12 protein-coding genes are annotated in these 18,971 nt (G+C 34.8%); 1 reads left to right on the top strand and 11 read right to left on the bottom strand.

Going from position 1 to position 18,971, the window contains the following annotated elements; all coding sequences use genetic code 11:
• Positions 1 to 217: 217 nt before the first annotated feature.
• The 10 genes from Q4P18_RS06595 to gatC all read right to left on the bottom strand — a co-directional run bounded on the left by Q4P18_RS06595 (position 218) and on the right by gatC (position 16,332).
• The gene (locus Q4P18_RS06595; RefSeq protein ID WP_303337053.1) at positions 218 to 1,339 is read right to left on the bottom strand and encodes an aldo/keto reductase; all 1,122 of its coding nucleotides are present in this window, start codon (positions 1,337 to 1,339) and stop codon (positions 218 to 220) included.
• A 52-nt stretch (positions 1,340 to 1,391) separates the two neighbouring features.
• Complete coding sequence (locus tag Q4P18_RS06590) at positions 1,392 to 2,525, bottom strand: aldo/keto reductase (RefSeq protein WP_303337049.1); 1,134 nt, start codon at positions 2,523 to 2,525, stop codon at positions 1,392 to 1,394.
• A 313-nt stretch (positions 2,526 to 2,838) separates the two neighbouring features.
• Positions 2,839 to 3,651 (bottom strand): hypothetical protein, encoded by an 813-nt coding sequence (locus Q4P18_RS06585; protein WP_303337047.1) that lies wholly within the window; start codon positions 3,649 to 3,651, stop codon positions 2,839 to 2,841.
• Positions 3,652 to 3,978: 327 nt separating this feature from the next.
• Positions 3,979 to 10,680 (bottom strand): Ig-like domain repeat protein, encoded by a 6,702-nt coding sequence (locus Q4P18_RS06580; RefSeq protein ID WP_303337044.1) that lies wholly within the window; start codon positions 10,678 to 10,680, stop codon positions 3,979 to 3,981.
• Positions 10,681 to 11,077: 397 nt separating this feature from the next.
• Complete coding sequence (locus Q4P18_RS06575; protein ID WP_303337041.1) at positions 11,078 to 11,872, bottom strand: alpha/beta hydrolase family protein; 795 nt, start codon at positions 11,870 to 11,872, stop codon at positions 11,078 to 11,080.
• Positions 11,873 to 11,918: 46 nt separating this feature from the next.
• Positions 11,919 to 13,295, bottom strand: a complete 1,377-nt coding sequence (locus Q4P18_RS06570) for an MATE family efflux transporter (protein WP_303337037.1) — start codon at positions 13,293 to 13,295, stop codon at positions 11,919 to 11,921.
• Between the two features lie 27 nt (positions 13,296 to 13,322).
• Complete coding sequence (locus tag Q4P18_RS06565) at positions 13,323 to 14,552, bottom strand: cofactor-independent phosphoglycerate mutase (RefSeq protein ID WP_303337034.1); 1,230 nt, start codon at positions 14,550 to 14,552, stop codon at positions 13,323 to 13,325.
• 30 nt (positions 14,553 to 14,582) lie between these two features.
• On the bottom strand, positions 14,583 to 15,602 hold the full coding sequence (locus Q4P18_RS06560) for a homoserine dehydrogenase (protein ID WP_303337031.1): 1,020 nt from the start codon (positions 15,600 to 15,602) through the stop codon (positions 14,583 to 14,585).
• An 8-nt stretch (positions 15,603 to 15,610) separates the two neighbouring features.
• Positions 15,611 to 16,096 carry an amino acid-binding protein gene (locus Q4P18_RS06555; RefSeq protein WP_303337028.1) on the bottom strand — a complete coding sequence of 162 codons (486 nt, stop codon included), beginning with the start codon at positions 16,094 to 16,096 and terminating at the stop codon, positions 15,611 to 15,613.
• Between the two features lie 23 nt (positions 16,097 to 16,119).
• Complete coding sequence (gene gatC, locus Q4P18_RS06550) at positions 16,120 to 16,332, bottom strand: Asp-tRNA(Asn) amidotransferase subunit GatC (protein ID WP_303337026.1); 213 nt, start codon at positions 16,330 to 16,332, stop codon at positions 16,120 to 16,122.
• Between the two features lie 124 nt (positions 16,333 to 16,456).
• Between gatC and Q4P18_RS06545 the strand changes: the two genes are divergently transcribed.
• Positions 16,457 to 17,920, top strand: coding sequence for an asparagine synthetase B (locus tag Q4P18_RS06545; protein ID WP_303337024.1), 1,464 nt, complete (start codon positions 16,457 to 16,459; stop codon positions 17,918 to 17,920).
• 796 nt (positions 17,921 to 18,716) lie between these two features.
• On the opposite strand, the gene Q4P18_RS06540 is transcribed toward Q4P18_RS06545, so the two are convergent.
• The gene (locus tag Q4P18_RS06540) at positions 18,717 to 18,962 is read right to left on the bottom strand and encodes a hypothetical protein (RefSeq protein WP_303337021.1); all 246 of its coding nucleotides are present in this window, start codon (positions 18,960 to 18,962) and stop codon (positions 18,717 to 18,719) included.
• Positions 18,963 to 18,971 lie beyond the last annotated feature (9 nt).

The following is an 18,971-nucleotide window of genomic DNA, read 5'->3' as shown; positions in this document are numbered from 1 at the left end:
ATATTTAGAATCCTTAATTTATAAAAGTTTCATTGCTGGCAAAAAATAGATAAACAATATTGCTCTATGTAGATGACAATATTCCTTTGATTCTGAAATCATAACTGATATTAAAATAATCAAAGACTGCTATAAAAATAATAAAATTAATCTTTGAGATATCATTTTAACAATAGCTGATTTTAATTTAAACTGATAGAAAAATTCTATCTGAAATTCAATCATCATCCTTCTCCAAGAGGTCCCTGACATCCTTAAGTCCGTCGATTACCCGGAGATGCTGAGTACATATGGCTTCGCACTCCCCACATTCTGTGCATGCAGAGGCAGGATTGCCTTCCCTTGCATAGTTCTTATAATAAACAAAATGCAAATCCTGCAGTTCAGCAGCCATCTTTGCATTGTTATAAAGTGAAAAGAACTTTGAGATAGGAATGTTTTCCGGACATTTCGGAATGCAATAATCGCAATAGGTGCAGTCAATAGGATTCCCATCTGAAATGATTTTTCTAGCCATCCTCAGTACCTTCTTTTCTGAGCTGTCCAATGGCTTCAGCTCATCCATGCATTCAATGTTTTCCTTCAGCTGCTCCATATTTGACATTCCAGAAAGAACTGTCGAAACCCCCTCAAGGCCACCTGCAAATCGCAAGCCCCATGATGCTATTGTAGCATCGGGATTGTGGCGGACAAGCATTTGTGAAGCGTCTGCAGGAATGTTTACCAGGTTTCCTCCTTTCAGAGGCTCCATGACCAGAATTTCCTTCCCGTGCCTTTTGGCTACCTTGTAGCATTTGCTGGACTGTATTGAAGGACTGATCCAGTCAAGATAGTTGATCTGAAGCAGGACAAATTCTATTTCAGGATGATCTGTCAGTATCCTGTTTAACACGTTTGCATCATCATGATGGGAAATTCCAAGCTTCTTGATTTTTCCCTCCTCCTTAAGCCTACTGATGAATCCGAAGAAGTCAAGCTCCTTCATCAGGCCATCATACAGCTTTGCAGTAAGGCAATGCAACATATAATAGTCAAAATATTCCACACCGCACTTCTCCAGCTGCTCGTTGAAAATGGCTTCAATATCTGTTTCAGGAGTAAAGCTATAAACAGGCAGCTTGTTGGAAATAAGGAAATCCTCACGAGGATACCTTTCAACCAAGCATTTTCTAATGGCCACATCAGCGAATCCGTCATGGTATTCATATCCTGAGTCAAAAAAATTAAATCCTCTTTCCATTGAATAGTCCACCATTTCAGACACCTTTTCATAGTCGATGTCCTTATTATTGTCGGACTTTAGAGGAAACCTCATAAATCCCAAACCTAGCTTTTTCATGATAAATCCCAAAATCGCGTTAAATTTAAAAAAAAATGTATATGAAATATAATTACAACTTGAATTGATTGGAGCCTATGCCCAGAAAGTCTTCAAGGTTTTTCAAGATGTCGATTATCTTCAGATGCTGTGTGCATATCTCTTCGCAGTCACCACATTCCGTACATACGGTTGCAGGATTTTGCTTCCTTGCGAAATTCAGGTAATATGCCCTATGGAAATCCTGAGGTTCATCATAAGCACATGCGTCATTGTAGATTGACAGGAACTTGGAGATAGGAATGTTTTCCGGACAGATTGGAATGCAATAATCGCAATAGGTACATGCAAGAGGAATTGATTCTATTATCAGTCTTCGTACTTGCTTCAATATCTTGTTTTCAGTAGGGTTCAAAGGCTGGAAATCTTCCATATAGCTTATGTTGTCCTTTACATCATCCATGGAATTCATTCCTGACAAGACTGTTGATACGCCTTCAAGACTGGCTGCAAAACGGATTCCCCATGAAGCTACGGACATGTCGGAGTTGTATGCCTCAAACATCATCCTCACATCGTCAGGCAGGTTGGCCAGGACCCCTCCTTTCAGCGGTTCCATAACCATAATTTCCTTTCCGTACTTTTTGGCTACCTTGTAGCATTTGCTGGACTGTATTGACCTGTTGATCCAGTCAAGATAGTTAATCTGAAGCAGGACAAATTCTATTTCCTTGTTTTCAATCAGGATTCTTTCAAGTAGCTCCGCATCATCATGAAATGAAATTCCAATCTTTCTTATTTTTCCCTGCTTTTTCAAATCCTTAAGGAACTGGAAACAGTTCTTTTCCATTACGAATCCCTCATAGAGTTTCTTGTCAAGAGCATGGAGCATGTAATAATCGAAATATTCTACGCCACACTTCTCAAGCTGCTCGTTGAATATTTCTTCCATATCCACATCTAAGTCTACAGCATATGTTGGAAATTTGTTGGATAATATAAAGTCTTCACGAGGATATCTGTCAACAATGCACTTCTTTACAGCCAAATCACAGTTTCCATCATGATATTCATATGCTGAATCAAAAAAATTGAAACCTCTCTCCATTCCGTAATCGACCATTCTGCAGATTTCATCATAGTCTATGTCCTTTACGTCATCGGATTTGAGCGGCAATCTCATTAAACCAAAACTTAATTTTTTCATAAATTTTAATCCCCATCAAATAAAACTACAATCCCATCAAACATTATTTTTATTTTTGGTACTTAATATATTTCACCCTTATCACTATTCAAAAATTGGCTTTTGGTGATAAGCAATACAAATAAAAGGACAATGATGAATTGATAGGATATTCACGAAAAAAATTAAATTTAAATCTGAAATAAAAATAAAAACGGCAGTTTTAGAATAGACCATTGTCAATATCCTATAAAAAGAATGAAAAAAATGAATCAATTAACATACCCTATTTTCAGCCGAGAAAATTGGCAGGGTATATTTGTGAAAATAAACATTACCAGCCGTCATCCTCCTTGAGAGAAGGGAGCCTTTCTATAAGGGCGTCCACATATGCCTCATGCAATGCATGGACCTCTTCCTTTCTGTAGTATTCCTGGGTGTGCATGCCTATTATAGTGCCGTTTGTCATGGTTATTATGATTCTGTTCTCGTCAAAGGCAACGTTTCTGATATTTCTCCATGGAATTCTCCTGTCTGAGCCATCAGGATTTCCTTTTTCGAACACTATTCCCTTTTCGGCAAAGCGGAAATAGTATTTTCCGTCCTGCTGGTATTCCCTGTCGAAAAGAGCATAACCTGCCAGAGCGGAACCTAAATATCTTTTACCCCACATGGCACCCATGGCCTTTGAAAAGTTGTCTGCGGCCACCTTGTTTGGAAACTTCACGAAAAACTTGTGGGGTGCGTAGAAATCATAATTGATCATATTGTTCTTTACGTCTTCAGCACGTCTACGCCTAAGCTCGTCCACATCCCCTATCTTCACATGCTGATCCACACCAGAAATGTCTGATAATCTGTCGGCGAAACGATTCAAGTCATCCCTGAAATCCTTGTTGATTTTGAATGTTATCTTGTCGCCACCCTTTATCTTGAGTGTATCCCTCTTCGATTCCATCTTTCTTTCAAGATCCCTGATGTCGCCTAATTCTATGAGGTTTTTGACTTCACGGTTCCTGTCATACTGAACGACTGCTGTTTCATAAAGCTCCAGCCTTTCGCCATCGTCGTTTCCAATGAAATCTATCATGTTTCCTTCGATTTCCACTGGTTCCTTAAATTTTTTTCTGCTTCCGAAAAGACCCATTGATACCACCAATCAAATATATTACCATTATTTATTCACAACATTACAATAATAGGTTTATATTAAAAATTATTTAAAACTATTCTTTGAAACTGTTTCGATTAATTAATGAAATTTTAATTATTAACCTATATTAATCCAATTATTAACTAATTATAGGAGAGCATAAAAATAAATTCAATCATATCCCCTTACAGAAAAGATAAGAATTCTAATACTAGAATGGAAAAATAGATTATTGTGAAAGATTCATGCTCATGTATTTTAAAAAAAAGAAAATTGATTAGGATGGGATTTTTTCCCATGTCTAATCTTTTGATTTGAATTTTATGCTGTTACTTTGATGTTTGCTTCTTTTTTGACTCCAGTTTCTGTGGTTACAGTTACTTTGTATGTTCCTTTTGCCAGGTTGATTGGTAGTTTTGCTACACCATTGTTGTCTGTTATTTTTGTATAAGAGACTGTTTTTGTTGGGAATTTAAAAGTATAGGTTACTTTTTGCCCGACCAATGGTTTACCATGGTCATCCAAGAAAGTAGCATCAAGTGTAGCTGCTTTTGAAACTGATTTGGTTAAGTCATTTGTTATTAAAACATCTTTTACTTCAATTTGTGTTTTTATTTTCACATCATCATATTGAGCAGTGATTTCGTAGTTGCCTGCAACCAGGTTAATTGGAAGTGTAGCAACTCCATCACTATTGGTTGTTATAACATATTTAAGGTCATTGAAACTTTTACCTTTAAGAGTAACAGTTATTTTCTCACCAACAATAGGATTTCCTTTCTCATTTGTGAGTTTAACAGTGTAATGTGTTCCATTTCTATAGTATTTCACTATATTGTCTGCACTTAACTTGTTTTCACGGACCAATACAGATACTTTTGAAGTTATGTTCTTGGAATCATAACAAGCAGTAATGCTGTATTCTCCTTTGATTAAGTTAATTGGAAGAGATGCAACACCGTTTTCATCTGTAGTTCTCTGATAAGTGAGATCTTTAAAACGATCCCCATTAAGAATTAAAGTTACTTTCTCACCAGCAACAGGGTTTCCGCGAGAATCCTTAACAGTTACCTTATATTGGCTACCGTCCTTAAAGTACATTTCAAGGTCATCAGTTTCTAAATCAGCTGATGATTTGAAAACACTAACAGTAACATCTGTAGATGACGGCAAGTAATTATCATTACCAGCAAAGTTTACAGGAACAGTAAAGTTACCTGCAGCATCAGCAGAATAAGGAACTGTAATAGTGTCAATCACATTACCCTTTTCATCCTTAACATCTGCAGTGATATCTCCGGTTTCCCCAATTGTCAACTCTGGTATCTTGGTTATTTCAATTGTTGTGGAACCCCTATTAACAGTAACGTTAATATTAATGGAGGATTCATTATAGTTTTCATTACCAGCATAAACTATTGGTACAGTAAAGATACCTGCATCGGTAGCATTGAAAGGAACAGTAATTTTGTCAATTACATTTCCTTTTTCGTCTTGGACTTCTCCGACGATATTGCCGTTTTCTCCGACTTTAAGCACGATATTTTCTGCAGTTATTGATGTAGCAACTTTATCTACAGTAAATTCAGTATTTGCTGCTACACTTGTGTAACTGTTGTCTCCAGTGAAGTTTGCTTTAACATTATATTTGCCTGCGGATAAACCAAGATTCTTATTGAAGCTTGCGGTACCATTTACAATAGGTACTGTGAATTCTGTGCCGTTGATATTGACTATTACTTCTCCGTTTAACTCTTTAGAAGATGAAATAGTTACTGTGACATTGTCTCCATAAGCTATATCAGGTACTGTTACTGAAATTGAAGCAGATGCCTTGGCAACATTTAATGTAATGTTCATTGAAGCTGGCAAGTAATTATCATTACCAGCAAAGTTTACAGGAACAGTAAAGTTACCTGCAGCATCAGCAGAATAAGGAACAGTAATATTGTCAATCACATTACCCTTTTCATCCTTAACATTAATCATAATAGCCGCCATCTGACCAACAGTCAAATTAGGAAGATTACCAACAGTTTCAAGAGTGGTTGTTCCTTTACATACTTCAACAGTAACATTCCTAGTAGCACTCATATAAGTCTCATTACCAGGATAAGTTAAAGTAACAGTAAAGTTACCTGCAGCATCAGCAGAATAAGGAACAGTGATAGTATCAATTACATCTCCAGTTTCATTTTTAACAACAGCAGTCACATCACCTTTTTGACCTACATTAAGGGCAGGTATGTTAGTGATTTCTATGGTTGTAGATTCTTTAACAAAGTAACTTAATTCAATATTTGCATTATCTGCACTTATTGGGATAATGTTGCTACCTTTTAATAAGGTGTAATTTCTACTAGCTTTTCCATTTTCAATTGTGGTTTCTTCTCCATTGATTGTTACATTGTATCCTTCAAATAAAGCAGGATCTGCAATAGGAGTTCCATTATTCAAAACAAAGTATGCATCAACAGAAATGACATCTCCTGCTCCAAGATTGTCTGTGAAATCTGAAGTACTGTTTAGCACTATCCAAGTTTCTACTTTAGGTACTTTGCCTTCATTAGGATATGGATTATCGTTAGATCCCCACCAATTGTTATTGGCTATAACAACTCCTTCATTATTGTCGTAAACAGATCCGAGAACGATGGAATTGGTAATGTTTCCACCCCTTGCTCTGCTGTAAACTGCACTTCCAGAACTAGCAGTGCATGATTTGAAAATACATGAATCTATGGTGAAATAACCTCCCCAGGTTGAAATACCTCCACCATAACTTCCACCATCATTTGAAATGAAAGTGGAATTTAATGCGGTTAAATTAGCACCACCATCAAGGTAAATAGCTCCACCATCGGCCGCTTTATTATCAATAAATGTACAGTTTTCAACCTTTAAAGAACCATAGGTAACATGAATTGCACCACCAACACGTTGAGTAACACTTGAACTTTTAGGATTTCCTCCAGTGAAAGTTAAATTAATCAAATGAATATTACAGCTGGTAAACTTGGATAATTTTTTTGAGTTACCATTGAGAATTACTTGGCCTTTATTTTGACCAATTATGGTGAAATCTTTAGAGCTTGCAGTAATTGTAGAATCAATAATGTATTCTCCGTCTGCAACATAGATTATTCCACCATTTTTAATTCTTTTCAAAGCATTATTAATAGTCTTTAAGGAAGAATCCCAACTTAAACCATCATTTTCATCATTACCAGTAGTAGAGACATAAAGTATCTCCGGTATGACTAAATTATAATTCAAGGTAACGACTGCCCTATCAGCGAAAACATTTATAAGATTTTCGCCTTCAACTACTTTATAGTTTGAAGTAGCTTTCCCACCATTAATGGTAGTACTGACTCCATTGATTGTTACATTGTATCCTTCGAATAAAGCAGGATTTGCAATAGGAGTTCCATTATTTAAGACAAAGTAAGCCTCTACAGGAATATTGTCCCCAACTGTACAACCATTGAATTTGGCTGTAGCATTTAATATCACCCAGTTGTTGAGTGTTATGCCGTTGACTGTTGGGTTGTTTGTTCCCCACCAGTTTTCATCTGCATTTATGCTGACAGTTCCACCATTGTTGACTTCATTGATTTTGTGAATATCATTTCCTGTATTGTTTGCAAAAATGTTGTGGTTAATTTTTGCATCGACAGCACCAGCATAATTAATGGTTATGGAATTGAAGTTGCCTTTTTTGTCTGTGTTGTTGATAAATGTACAATTGTTGATGTTTAAATTGATTTTTTCATTCAGTGTACCCACATAAATTGCCCCTTCTAAACTGTCGGGATAATCCAATGTAAGTTTATTGTCTTTAAATAATGAATTTGAAACATTTAAATTAAGTATGCCGTAATCATTATATACATAAACTGCAGATCCTTGGTATCCACTTCTACAATTAATAAATTTACAATTGTCAATTGTCATGAAATTAGGCTTATTGCCGAAATAATCAACACCAATTGCTCCACCACCAATGTTACCTTTACAATTTATGAAAGTTAAATTATAGAATCCTAATTTATTATTTTGATTAGTGTAGAAGAATCCATAATTTCCATTAGCCAAACCTTGACCATCAATGATGGTTGAATCTTTGTCTTGACCAACGAAATCAACATTTTTAGTAACAGTTATTGATGTTCCAGGATTTTTAGCAACAGTCACACCATTACCAATATAGATTTTTCCACCATCCTTAACTATGGTTAAAGCTTGTTCGATGGTTTTAACAGCAGTATCCCATGTGTAACCATCGTTGTCATCATCACCTGAAGGAGAGACATATACTTCCTCAGGTTCATAATTAATAGAATAGGTCAAATCCACATTGGCCCTGTCTGCACTAATTGGAATAAGGTTTTCACCGTTTGATAGAGTATAATCATAACTAGCTTTTCCATCTTTAATTGAAGTTTTAACACCGTTAATAGTTACATTGTATCCTTCAAATAAAGCAGGATCTGCAATAGGAGTTCCATTATTCAAAACAAAGTATGCTTCAATAGAAATGACATCTCCAGGTTTAAGATTATCAGTAAAGTTAGAATCACTATTCAATATTATCCAATTATTAAGTGTAAGATCATTGAGGGTTGGGTTGTTTGTTCCCCACCAGTTTTCATCTGCATTTATGCTGACAGTTCCACCATTGTTGACTTCATTGATTTTGTGAATATCATTTCCTGTATTGTTTGCAAAAATGTTGTGGTTAATTTTTGCATCGACAGCACCAGCATAATTAATGGTTATGGAATTGAAAACATCATCTTTATTTTTATTGTTAATAAAAGTACAGTTGTCAACTTTCAAATTGATTTTGTTGTTTCCAAGTGTACCTAAATAAACAGCACCTTCTAAACGAGTACTGGTGATTTTATTGTCTTCAAATAATGAATTTGTGATGTTTAAATTAAGTGTACCACAATCATTGTAGACATATACAGCAGAACCTGAATAAAGAGCACTGCAGTTAATAAATTTACAATTGTCAATTGTCATGAAATTAGGACTATTGCCGAAATAATCAACACCAATTGCTCCACCATCAAGTTTACCTTTACAATTGATGAAAGTTAAATTATAGAATCCTAATTTATTGTTTTGATCAGTGTAGAAGAATCCATAATTTCCATTAGCCAAACCTTGACCATCAATGACGGTCAAATCTTTGTCTTGACCAACGAAATCAACATTTTTAGTAACAGTTATTGATATTCCTGGATTTTTAGCAACAGTCACACCATTACCAATATAAATTTTTCCACCATCTTGGATAAGACTTACAGCCTTTTCTATGGTTTTAACAGCAGTCTCCCATGTGTAACCATCGTTGTCATCATCACCTGAAGGAGAAACAAAAATGGAGTTTTGACTAATTACTTTGAAATTAGTTTTATTAGAACAACCTAAATAAGTTCCTGAACCTCCATATGTTGCAGTTACAACATGAGAGCCAATATTTAGATTAGATAATGTTAAAGTAGCTTTATTATCCACTATTTCAACATTATAGATTGTGCCACTCACATTGAAGGAAACAGTACCTGTTGAACCCTCAGTTATATTAGCTTTGATTACTACATCATTACCAAATTCAACATCTGGAATTGCTTCCAAACTTATTGAAGTTGGTTTCATTGTACCAGATTGTGTAACAACTGATGAAGAACCAACATCATTGTTTATTAGTGTATATGATGGTGTATAAGGAAGGTTTATTGCCTTTGCATTTGAAGTTGAAATATTATTGTTGGTTATTACAATATTTGTAGGATATTTGGACTTTGATGATCTGTCTGCAGATACTCCAATTCCAGAATATGAAACAAGAGTATTGTTATCAACCATCAACCCATCATATTTTCCTTTCTGGTAAACAGTAGCTCCTGATACTGTTTTAATTGTATTGTCTTTTATTATGACATTGTTCCCATTTGCAGTAACACCAGCACCAGCACCTGTTATTTCAACACTGTTGTCTTTAACAACACAATTGTCACCCACATAAATTGCAGATTCTTTGATGTAACTATCTTTAATTGTATTGTTTATAATATTTGATCCAGCACCACTACTTATACCATAACTAGCACCTTCAACAGTTCCACCGGACATGTAGGTTCCAGTTAAGTTAACTATTAAGTTATTGGTAATATTGGTATTAGTACTTCCCCCAATACCCAGATAGGTGCCTATTACTGTGTTTGAGTCTACAACATTGTTAGAACCCATTATCTGAATCCCATAACACCATGATGATGGACAGTCAATGCTGCATTTCACGGTGTTGTTATAAATCAGATTGTTGTTTGAGAGTCCTCCACTAAAGTCTCCACTTCCGTATTGTGAAAGATAGATTCCATTGGAGTCTGCAATTTCAACATAATTGTTTTTAATTGTATTGTAATGTGCTCCCCCCAATACGAAGTTAGCACTTGGTCCCACTGTTTTTAAAATGTTGTTGGAAATAACATTATAATTAGATCCTGTATTCAATGCTATTGTAAATGAACTTTTACCACTACAGGAAATGTTGTTGCCTTCAATTGTACAGTAGGTGGCGCCCTTTAGTATGATTGCTTGCTTGTCTTCAACATCCAAGTTAACTATGTTTAACTTAGATATTGTAGCTCCTGAAGAAGCACTTGTTAATGTAATTTTACCGTTTGTAATCAAATTGTCCTGTGCCCCAGTAACGGTTATGTTCTTGCTTATTATGAAGTTTTTACCTGTAAAGCTTCCAGATAAAATCACAGTATCTCCATCATTTAAAGCACCGGATTTAATTCCTCCATCACTAGCAAAATACTGATCGTAATTTCCTTCAGTTACTGTATATGTGTTAGATGCACTAGTAACCAAAGGTGATACCTCATTGTCATATGAGATTTCTAAAGAACCATTATTAGCTTGTGATGGGTCTTCAGCACTAGCTACCCCTATTGCTAAAACCAATATTAGAAATAGGAGTAAAATTTTTTTAAAATTCATGAATTTCCTCCAAAATATATATCAAAACATCTTTAAAAAATATAAATATATTTTGATAATTAAAATTATGTTTAATAATTATATAAACTTTATTAAAAATATATAATATTGGTTTTTTATTAAATAAACCCATATAAAAAAATATTAATGCTTATTTATAAAAAAAACCTTATTTTAATTGATAATTTTATATAAATTTAAATTTAAAGCATATAATTAATATTATAATTTTGAATAAACAATAAAAAATATATCATTTGCTTAACACAATATACAAATAATTTTAAAAATTAATCAAATATATTTAATTTTAAAATAAAAAAACAAAAATTTCGAAACAAAATATTTTAATAAAATTTAAAAAAAAAAGCGATTGGTTTGGAAAGAGAAACCAATCCTATAGTTCGAGCCATTTGATGAACTGCTCGATGTGTGTATTGCAGAAATCCCAGGTGTGTTCGCCAGGATATTCATTGAATGTTACCGGAACGTTCTTCTCTACTAGAAACTTGTGAAAAGCCTCATTTTCTGTCCTCAAGAAGTCGTTCTTACCTACAGTCATGAATATTTTAGGAATCTCCTTGTTTTTCTCCAAAAGTTCGTCAATCAAAAATTCAGGATCCTTGTCACTGCCAACAACCTTGCTCAAATCTCCAAAAACAGACTCAAGATATTCCTTGGTATCCACAACTTCCTTAAATTCATCAACAACATATTTCAACCTATGACTTATCAATGCTGATGAAATTCCCCCAATAGCTGAGAATGTATCGTTATAAAGCAAACCTGTTCTTATAGCTCCATATCCACCCATTGAAAATCCTGCAATAAATGTATCTTCCCTTTTGGTGGACAATGGAAAAATTTCCCTTGTAAAGTTAACCAATTCCTCCCCAACATAATTTGAATAATATTCGTAAGCCGGAGGATTGTTCAGATAAAATGAGTTGTCACAGCTAGGCATTACAACTGCCAAATTGTTATCTGTTGCAAATGACCTGATTAAAGTATTATATACAAATGTTTCGTTATTTCCAAACATTCCGTGAAGCAAATACAATGTCTTGAATGGTGGCTTTGCACTGGAATCAATGCCTTCCAAGTAATTTATGTTGTCTGAAGGTAGAATAACTGTAATTGGTGTGCTTTTTTTTAATTCTTTTGATTTGAAATCTCCTGTAAATAATGCCATACATATCACCAAGTTAAGAATGAATTTTCATCATTTAAATATTTAATTATTCAATGGCTCTGAATTCCATCCATTTGCCTGAGAAGTACCTGTAAACATAGACTCCTGCCCTTACAAACCAGTCGATGAACATTGCAAACCATGTTCCAATTACACCCATCCCATAATTTAAAGATAGGACATAGGACAGTCCGATTCTGCAGGAGAACATTACAATAATTCCAACATACATTGGGAATTTGGCGTCTCCGGCCCCTCTAAATGTTGAAGGAAGTGAAAATGCAATTGGCCAGATTATTATTGAAAATACGGTATGCCATAATATCATTTCAGCAGTCAGTTCAGCTGTTTGAGTTGATAAACCATAAATTCCCAATATCTGAGGCAATGCTGCATAAACCACCAATGAGGCTGTTGTTATTGAAGCAAATATGATTATTAGAATCTTTTTGTTGTAATATTTTGCCTGTTCAAAATCCTTAGCTCCCACACATTGAGATATGACCACGGTAAGACCCAAATTGATTGCAAAGCCAGGCAAAACCTGAAATACTGTTAATGCATATCCCACTGAATTTGCAGCTATTGCCATTGTTCCGAATGTTGAAACCAAACTCAAAATCAATATTCTTCCAAGCTGGAACAATCCGTTTTCAACTCCATATGGGATTCCAACACCTAAAATGTTTTTCAGCATCCTCCAGTTAAACCTGAACCTTAACGATCTTGTTAAATGAAGCTCATATTTCGGATTAAGGGCAAAAAATATTATAATTGCCGCAGAGAGGAACCTTGACAGTACCGTTGGTATAGCTACACCGGTTACATCCATTCCCAAAAAGTAGATGCAATAGGCGTTTCCAATTATATTCAAAACATCACATACTAGAAGAACCTTCATTGGCAGGTATGAATTTCCAGTGGTTCTGAAAATGGCTCCCCCTACATTGAAAATAGCCATGAATGGAATTGAGAAGGCCGCAATTACAAGATACTTGTCGGCGTTTGCCCATACGTCAGCCTCAATGCTTCCAAACAACAATCCAATGATAGTTGATCTAAAAATCAATATTGCCATCATGAGAACAAATGAAAAGATTGCATTAAACCACAATAGCTGATCTACAGATTTGCAGGCCATGTCAAGCTTTCTGTCCCCAATGTATTGCCCTGCAATTACCGCTCCACCTGCAGCCAGGGCCGCAAAACTAAAGATTAAAAGCTGCATTACAAAATCAACAAGTGAAACCCCCGAAATTGCCGCCTCACCAAGAGATGCAACCATTATTGAATCTGCAAATCCCACCAACATTTCCAACAGCTTTTCACCAATCAATGGCAGGAACAAAAACAGCAAAGCCTTGTTTGAAAATAAATAGCCTTCCTTGTTTCTAAACAAATCTGAGAATCCAGTTAAATTCATGTTAAAATCCCGAAAAAAATATTGAGATTAATTAAAATCATCATTAATTAATCTATTAATTAAGTTAAATCCTTCTTTAAATGCAAAGGAACCTTTTTCAGCTTCCTTTTCTGTAAATCTTTCAACATCATCGCTGACATCAGCTGTTGTTGAATAGACCACTATAGGAACATTGTCACGAGTATGTGTTCCAACAGAAATAGGTGTCGGATGATCAGGCAAAATAGCCGCCTTGTAATCCTGTCCTTCAAGACTGTCCAGAACAGGACCTACGATGAATTCGTCGATTCTTTCAATGGCCCTTACCTTTTCTTCAATGTCTTGAGCATGACCTGCCTCGTCAGGTGCTTCAACATGAATCAAAAGAAGATCATGATCCTTTAAACCTTCAATAGCATATTCTCCTTTAGCCTTGTAATCAGTGTCAAAGAAACCTGTAGCTCCAGGAACTTCAATTATGTCAAGACCTGCAAAGATACCTATTCCCTTAAGCAAGTCCACACCAGTGATTACAGCTCCATCCAAACCGTATGTTTCTTTAAAGTCAGGTAATGCTGGGGTTGTTCCTTGTCCCCATAACCAGACCATATTTGCTGGTTTTTTACCTTCGGCAACCCTTTTTTTGTTGATTTCATGATTTTCAAGAATCTCTTCTGATTCTTTCATGATTTTCTTAATTTCAATAGCTATCTCATCGTTCCATAAGGTGTTTTCTTCAATGTCCTCACCTACAATGTCATGAGGGGGCATTGTTTCCAATTCATCCAAAATTTTTGTATCCTTATCATTTTCACAGGAGTATACGAATAAATGCCTGTAGCTTATTCCTGGATAAAATTTCCCCTTGAAGTCATCATATTTTTCATTGAAGTATTCGTTTAATGCTTCCATTAAGACTTCGGCCTCTTCAGATGTGATGTGGCCTGCATTGAAATCCTCAATTTTGCCATCCTCTTCTGTTATTGTGTTGCACCTGAAGATTATGTCATAAGGAGTTGTTTCTATACCCATACTTCCCGCTTCAAGAGGGCCACGACCGGTATAGCAGCCATCAGGATCATATCCGAAAATACTCATATTGGCCACATCGGAACCTGGAGTAAACTTATCGGGAACATTGTTTGTAAATCCGCCTATACCCTTACTGGCCAAAGCATCGATATTTGGAGTATTTGCTACTTCCAAAGGAGTTTTACCACCGAGCTCATCAATAGGATAATCACTAGAACCATCTGGAATAAAAATTACATATTTCATAGTATCAAGAAAAAAATAAAGAAAAGAAAATTAGTTTTTAAGTTTTAAAATACTAATTAAGTCAGTTAACATTGCAGATGCAGTTTCAAGAGAACCAGCACCTAAACCGCTTACGGAAACGTCTCCTGCCAAGTCAGTTTTAACGGTAGCCATGTTTAATGTACCGTTTACATCATAAGCACTCCCTTCTTTTACAAGACGAGGAGATACCTTCAACTGTTCAGGAGATACTTCAGCTATGAGCTTTATCAAATAGCCGTCCCTTTTAGCCAAATCAATTGCTTCTGAAGTGATGTTGGAAATACCTTCAACACTAACATCACTATAAGTCGCAGGAATTCCCAAAAGTGAATTAGCTAAAATAACAGTCTTACATGCAGCATCAATACCTTCAACATCCTGTTCAGGATTTGTCTCAGCAATTCCAAGTTCCTGGGATTCACGGAGAATATCCTTATAAGAAGATCCTTCACTTGTCATCCTTGAAAGAATATAATTGGTGGTTCCGTTTAAAATTCCAACAATTGAGAAAACTTTACAGCTTGAAAGAGTGTCCTTAACAAGGTTGATTATAGGCATTGCCCCTCCAACAGTTGCCTCATATCTGAACTGGACATCGTTTTCCTTGGCGGCTTCAATAATCTCTCCAAAGTTTAAAGCCAAATATCCCTTGTTTGAAGTTACAACATCCTTCCCTTCATCAAATGCCTTTAAGGTAAGGCTTCTTCCAGGCTCACCATCCTTGATATTGGTTGGAGTTGCTTCAAACAGGCAATCATAATCAACACTATCCAAAACGTCTAGGTTGGACTTTTCACCACCGTATTCAGGATAGTCACTTAATTTTCCGGTTTCCCTTTTGGTTTCAAGAAGCAATTGCTCATCCAAACCATCTTGACATATTGCGGAAGTGGAAGAGTCAGCAGCAGCGACAATCTTTATATCTACACCATACTCTTCTCTAATCATTTCTTTTTTAAGGGAAATGGCTTCAGCGATTCCTTGTCCAACTGCACCAAATCCCATAATTATGACTCTACAATCTTTCATAATAATCCCTAAACTTCATTAATCATTAATAATTGCTTTTCATTAGCTATTTCTTCAACTCTATCAAAAACTAGCTGTTTTTTGTCAACATCGGTTTCAATATTAAGAAGTGCAGATGATTTGTTTTCCCCGTTAAGCTGAATATCAAATCCAACCACATAAACACCATCCAATTCGTTGATCTTATCCATGGTATCTCTAATGTCACTGTCGACAATGTGTCCGATTAAAATGGTGCTTACAATCAGTTTTCTTACAATTCCATCCATTTCAAGGATAGGAATTTCAAGCTCGTTGAATTTGTCAATTACCCTATTGAGATTTTCTCTTTTTCCTTCTAAAGTTAATTGAACAGGAATTTTGCCTTTGTCATCTTTAACATCTCTTTTATGGATAACTGTAACAAGATTTGCACCTAATCCACTAATAGGTTCTAAAACTGTAACTAACTGTCCAGGAACATCAAGAACAGCTAGAACTAAATCCATTCTCATATTTAATCCCCTTTATAATAAATTTAAATCCAATCTGCCTTTTTAACAATAAGATTTCCGTCTTTATCAATACGTGCATTTCTTAAGATTTTTTCAGGATTTTTCTCATGAGCTTCATCTTTACGTGTGAGATTTAAATTATCTGTAATATACCATGTTTCCTCTAAATCTGGAATATCTGCCAATTTTTCTGAAAATTCTTCTACGATTTTTTCTGCATCTTCTTTAATTTCCATGTGATAAATCTCCTTATATTACTATAATACTAATAAATATATTTTTTTATATTAATAAATGTTAATCAAATTACCAGAGAAAAATTCTAAAAATATAATAATAATCCAAATCAAATTATCTTATATGTGCTCAATTGTAGGCCTTCAGGGAAAATTCAAAGGAAACGACTTGATAAAACTTTTAAAAGACACTAAAAATAGAGGTCCCGATTCCACTGGAATGCTTTTGGACGATGAACTTTTTTTAGATATTGACTTGGATGACTGTAATGATGGGGAATATTCTTTAGGTTTGGGCCAGAATCTGTTGAGCATTTTTAATTTAGGCGAAGCTGAAAGCAACTATCAGCCAATAACAAATGGGAAATTGACATTGGTTTTTAATGGAGAAATATATAATTTCAAGTCATTGGCGAATTTCATAAGAAAGGTACATTTGGATGAAGAAATAACTACCGACAGCTATCTGATTCTTAGAATCATCGAATATTACTACAGCAAGGAGTCCGATCTTTTGGAGTCTGTGAAAAACACTTTGAAATTGCTTGATGGGGACTATAGCTTTGCTGTGTGGGATGGTGAAAACCTGGCCATCGGCCGTGACCCACTTGGAGTTAAACCCATGTTTTATGCAATAAGTGATGAATTAAATGGATTTTCCAGTTCAAAGTATGCATTAAAACAGCTGAATTTTGAAAATATTGAAACCTTGAAACCGGGACACATATTGTACAACTGGACATCTACAGCTGCACTTGACAATATAGCTCAAAAACAAATTCCAATTATCGGAGACATTTCAAAACAGCTGGAAACAAAGCTCAAATTGGCTGTTTTAAAAAGGGTCCTTTACCTTGATGAAGTTTCAGTAATATTTTCAGGAGGGGTTGACAGTACCCTTCTGACCCTCCTATTAAAGGAAATAGCTAAAAACAAGCCATTGAAAATCAAACTTTATTCTGTAGGTGGAGAAAACTCAAAGGACGTAATAGCAAGCAAGAAGCTGGCTGAACTCCTGGACCTTCCATTGAAAATCCAACCAATTACAAAAGAAATTGTAAAGGAAAACCTGGAAACTGTCGTAAAGCTCATAGGGGAAAACAACCTTATGAAGATTGGAGTGGGAATGACCATATATCTGGCCTGCAAGATGATTCATGAAGACAGTGGAAAAGTAGCCATTTCAGGCCAGGGGGCAGATGAACTATTTGCAGGATACAATCGCTATTTAAAATCATATGAAAGCGGAAAATTAGATGAAGAATTGAGGCATGACATCGAAAACATGTATCATGTCAATCTGGAACGTGACGATGCTGTATCAATGGCAAACGGCGTCGAGCTCAGATTGCCTTTCTTGGACAAGAACCTTGTTGAATTCGCATTGAATATTCCTGTCGAATACAAAATATCCAATAAAGAGGATAAGATCCGTAAGAACATTTTAAGAGATCTTGCATCAGAGCTTGGACTTCCGGACGAATTTGCATACAGGGCCAAGAAGGCAGCCCAATACGGAACCGGAATCGATAAGATCCTTAGAAAAAAAGTTCTTAAAGAAGTTGAAATCAACAATTATCTTAAATAAATTAAAAAAAAAAAAAGCTAAATAATCAACAATAATCTTAATGAAAACTAGAAAAAAACAAACCGTAGGTGGCTTCATCATATTATTATATCTATTACCTTTTTTTATCTCCAATAATAGACAAAACCACCTATGAATTCACAGACAAATTACCATAACTATATCTATTACCTTATTTTATCTCCAATTAAAGTAATTCACCTATGCATACAACACTGACAAAGCAACTATACCTATATCTCCCTACCTACATCTCCGGCATAGAAATTCACCAATGCTGCTTCACATCTCCTACAATGTATTAAAGCATATAACAATTAACTCTAAAACTTAAAGCTAATTACTAATAGTTAGTAAGAACTAATATATAAAGGTTTCTACCACCTATGAACATGATTTAATTTTTTTTGAAAAAAATAATTAAAAAATATTAAATTAAAAAATAAATTAACAAAATTTAAAAATATTACAAAAAAATTAAACAAATTAATAATATAACGCATGATATATAACATTATATTTAAAAAATGAATAAAATAATATAAAATATTAAAATTATTAAAAAATTACATATCAATTAAATAAAAAAATCATCAATCAAATATAAATTTTTAAAAATATTGAAAATTAACAAATTAATCAAATAAAAAAATCAATGAATAAATAAGAATTGTTAAAAATATTGAAAAAAAAAGTATTAAATTCGCCTTGTGGTTTGCCGCCACCCATAATCGTTAAGACTCTGCCCAAAGCAACGGCAAACCACACTAATATTGCATCACTAAATAACTATGATTTAGTCTTGTTTGATTACATGAACTTGAATGTTATCTGGAAGGATTTCAATAACTTCAGTTAAATCTCCTTCATTGTCTGGTTCAGCAGATACTAAAGCGTCACCAACATCATCTAAAAATTTAACTTCAAGAGATCCATTTGCAATACCTTCGTTGATACAGTCTTTGTGGTCTGCGTAAAATTCTACAAAATCATCTTTACTATCAAATTCATAAAATCCTGGTCTTGGTTCATTATAACTCATATTTACATC

It is taken from the genome of Methanobrevibacter sp. (assembly GCF_030539665.1).
Classification (GTDB): domain Archaea; phylum Methanobacteriota; class Methanobacteria; order Methanobacteriales; family Methanobacteriaceae; genus Methanocatella.
The sequence above is the reverse complement of the archived record's forward strand: the minus strand, read 5'-3'. Positions and strand labels throughout refer to the sequence as shown.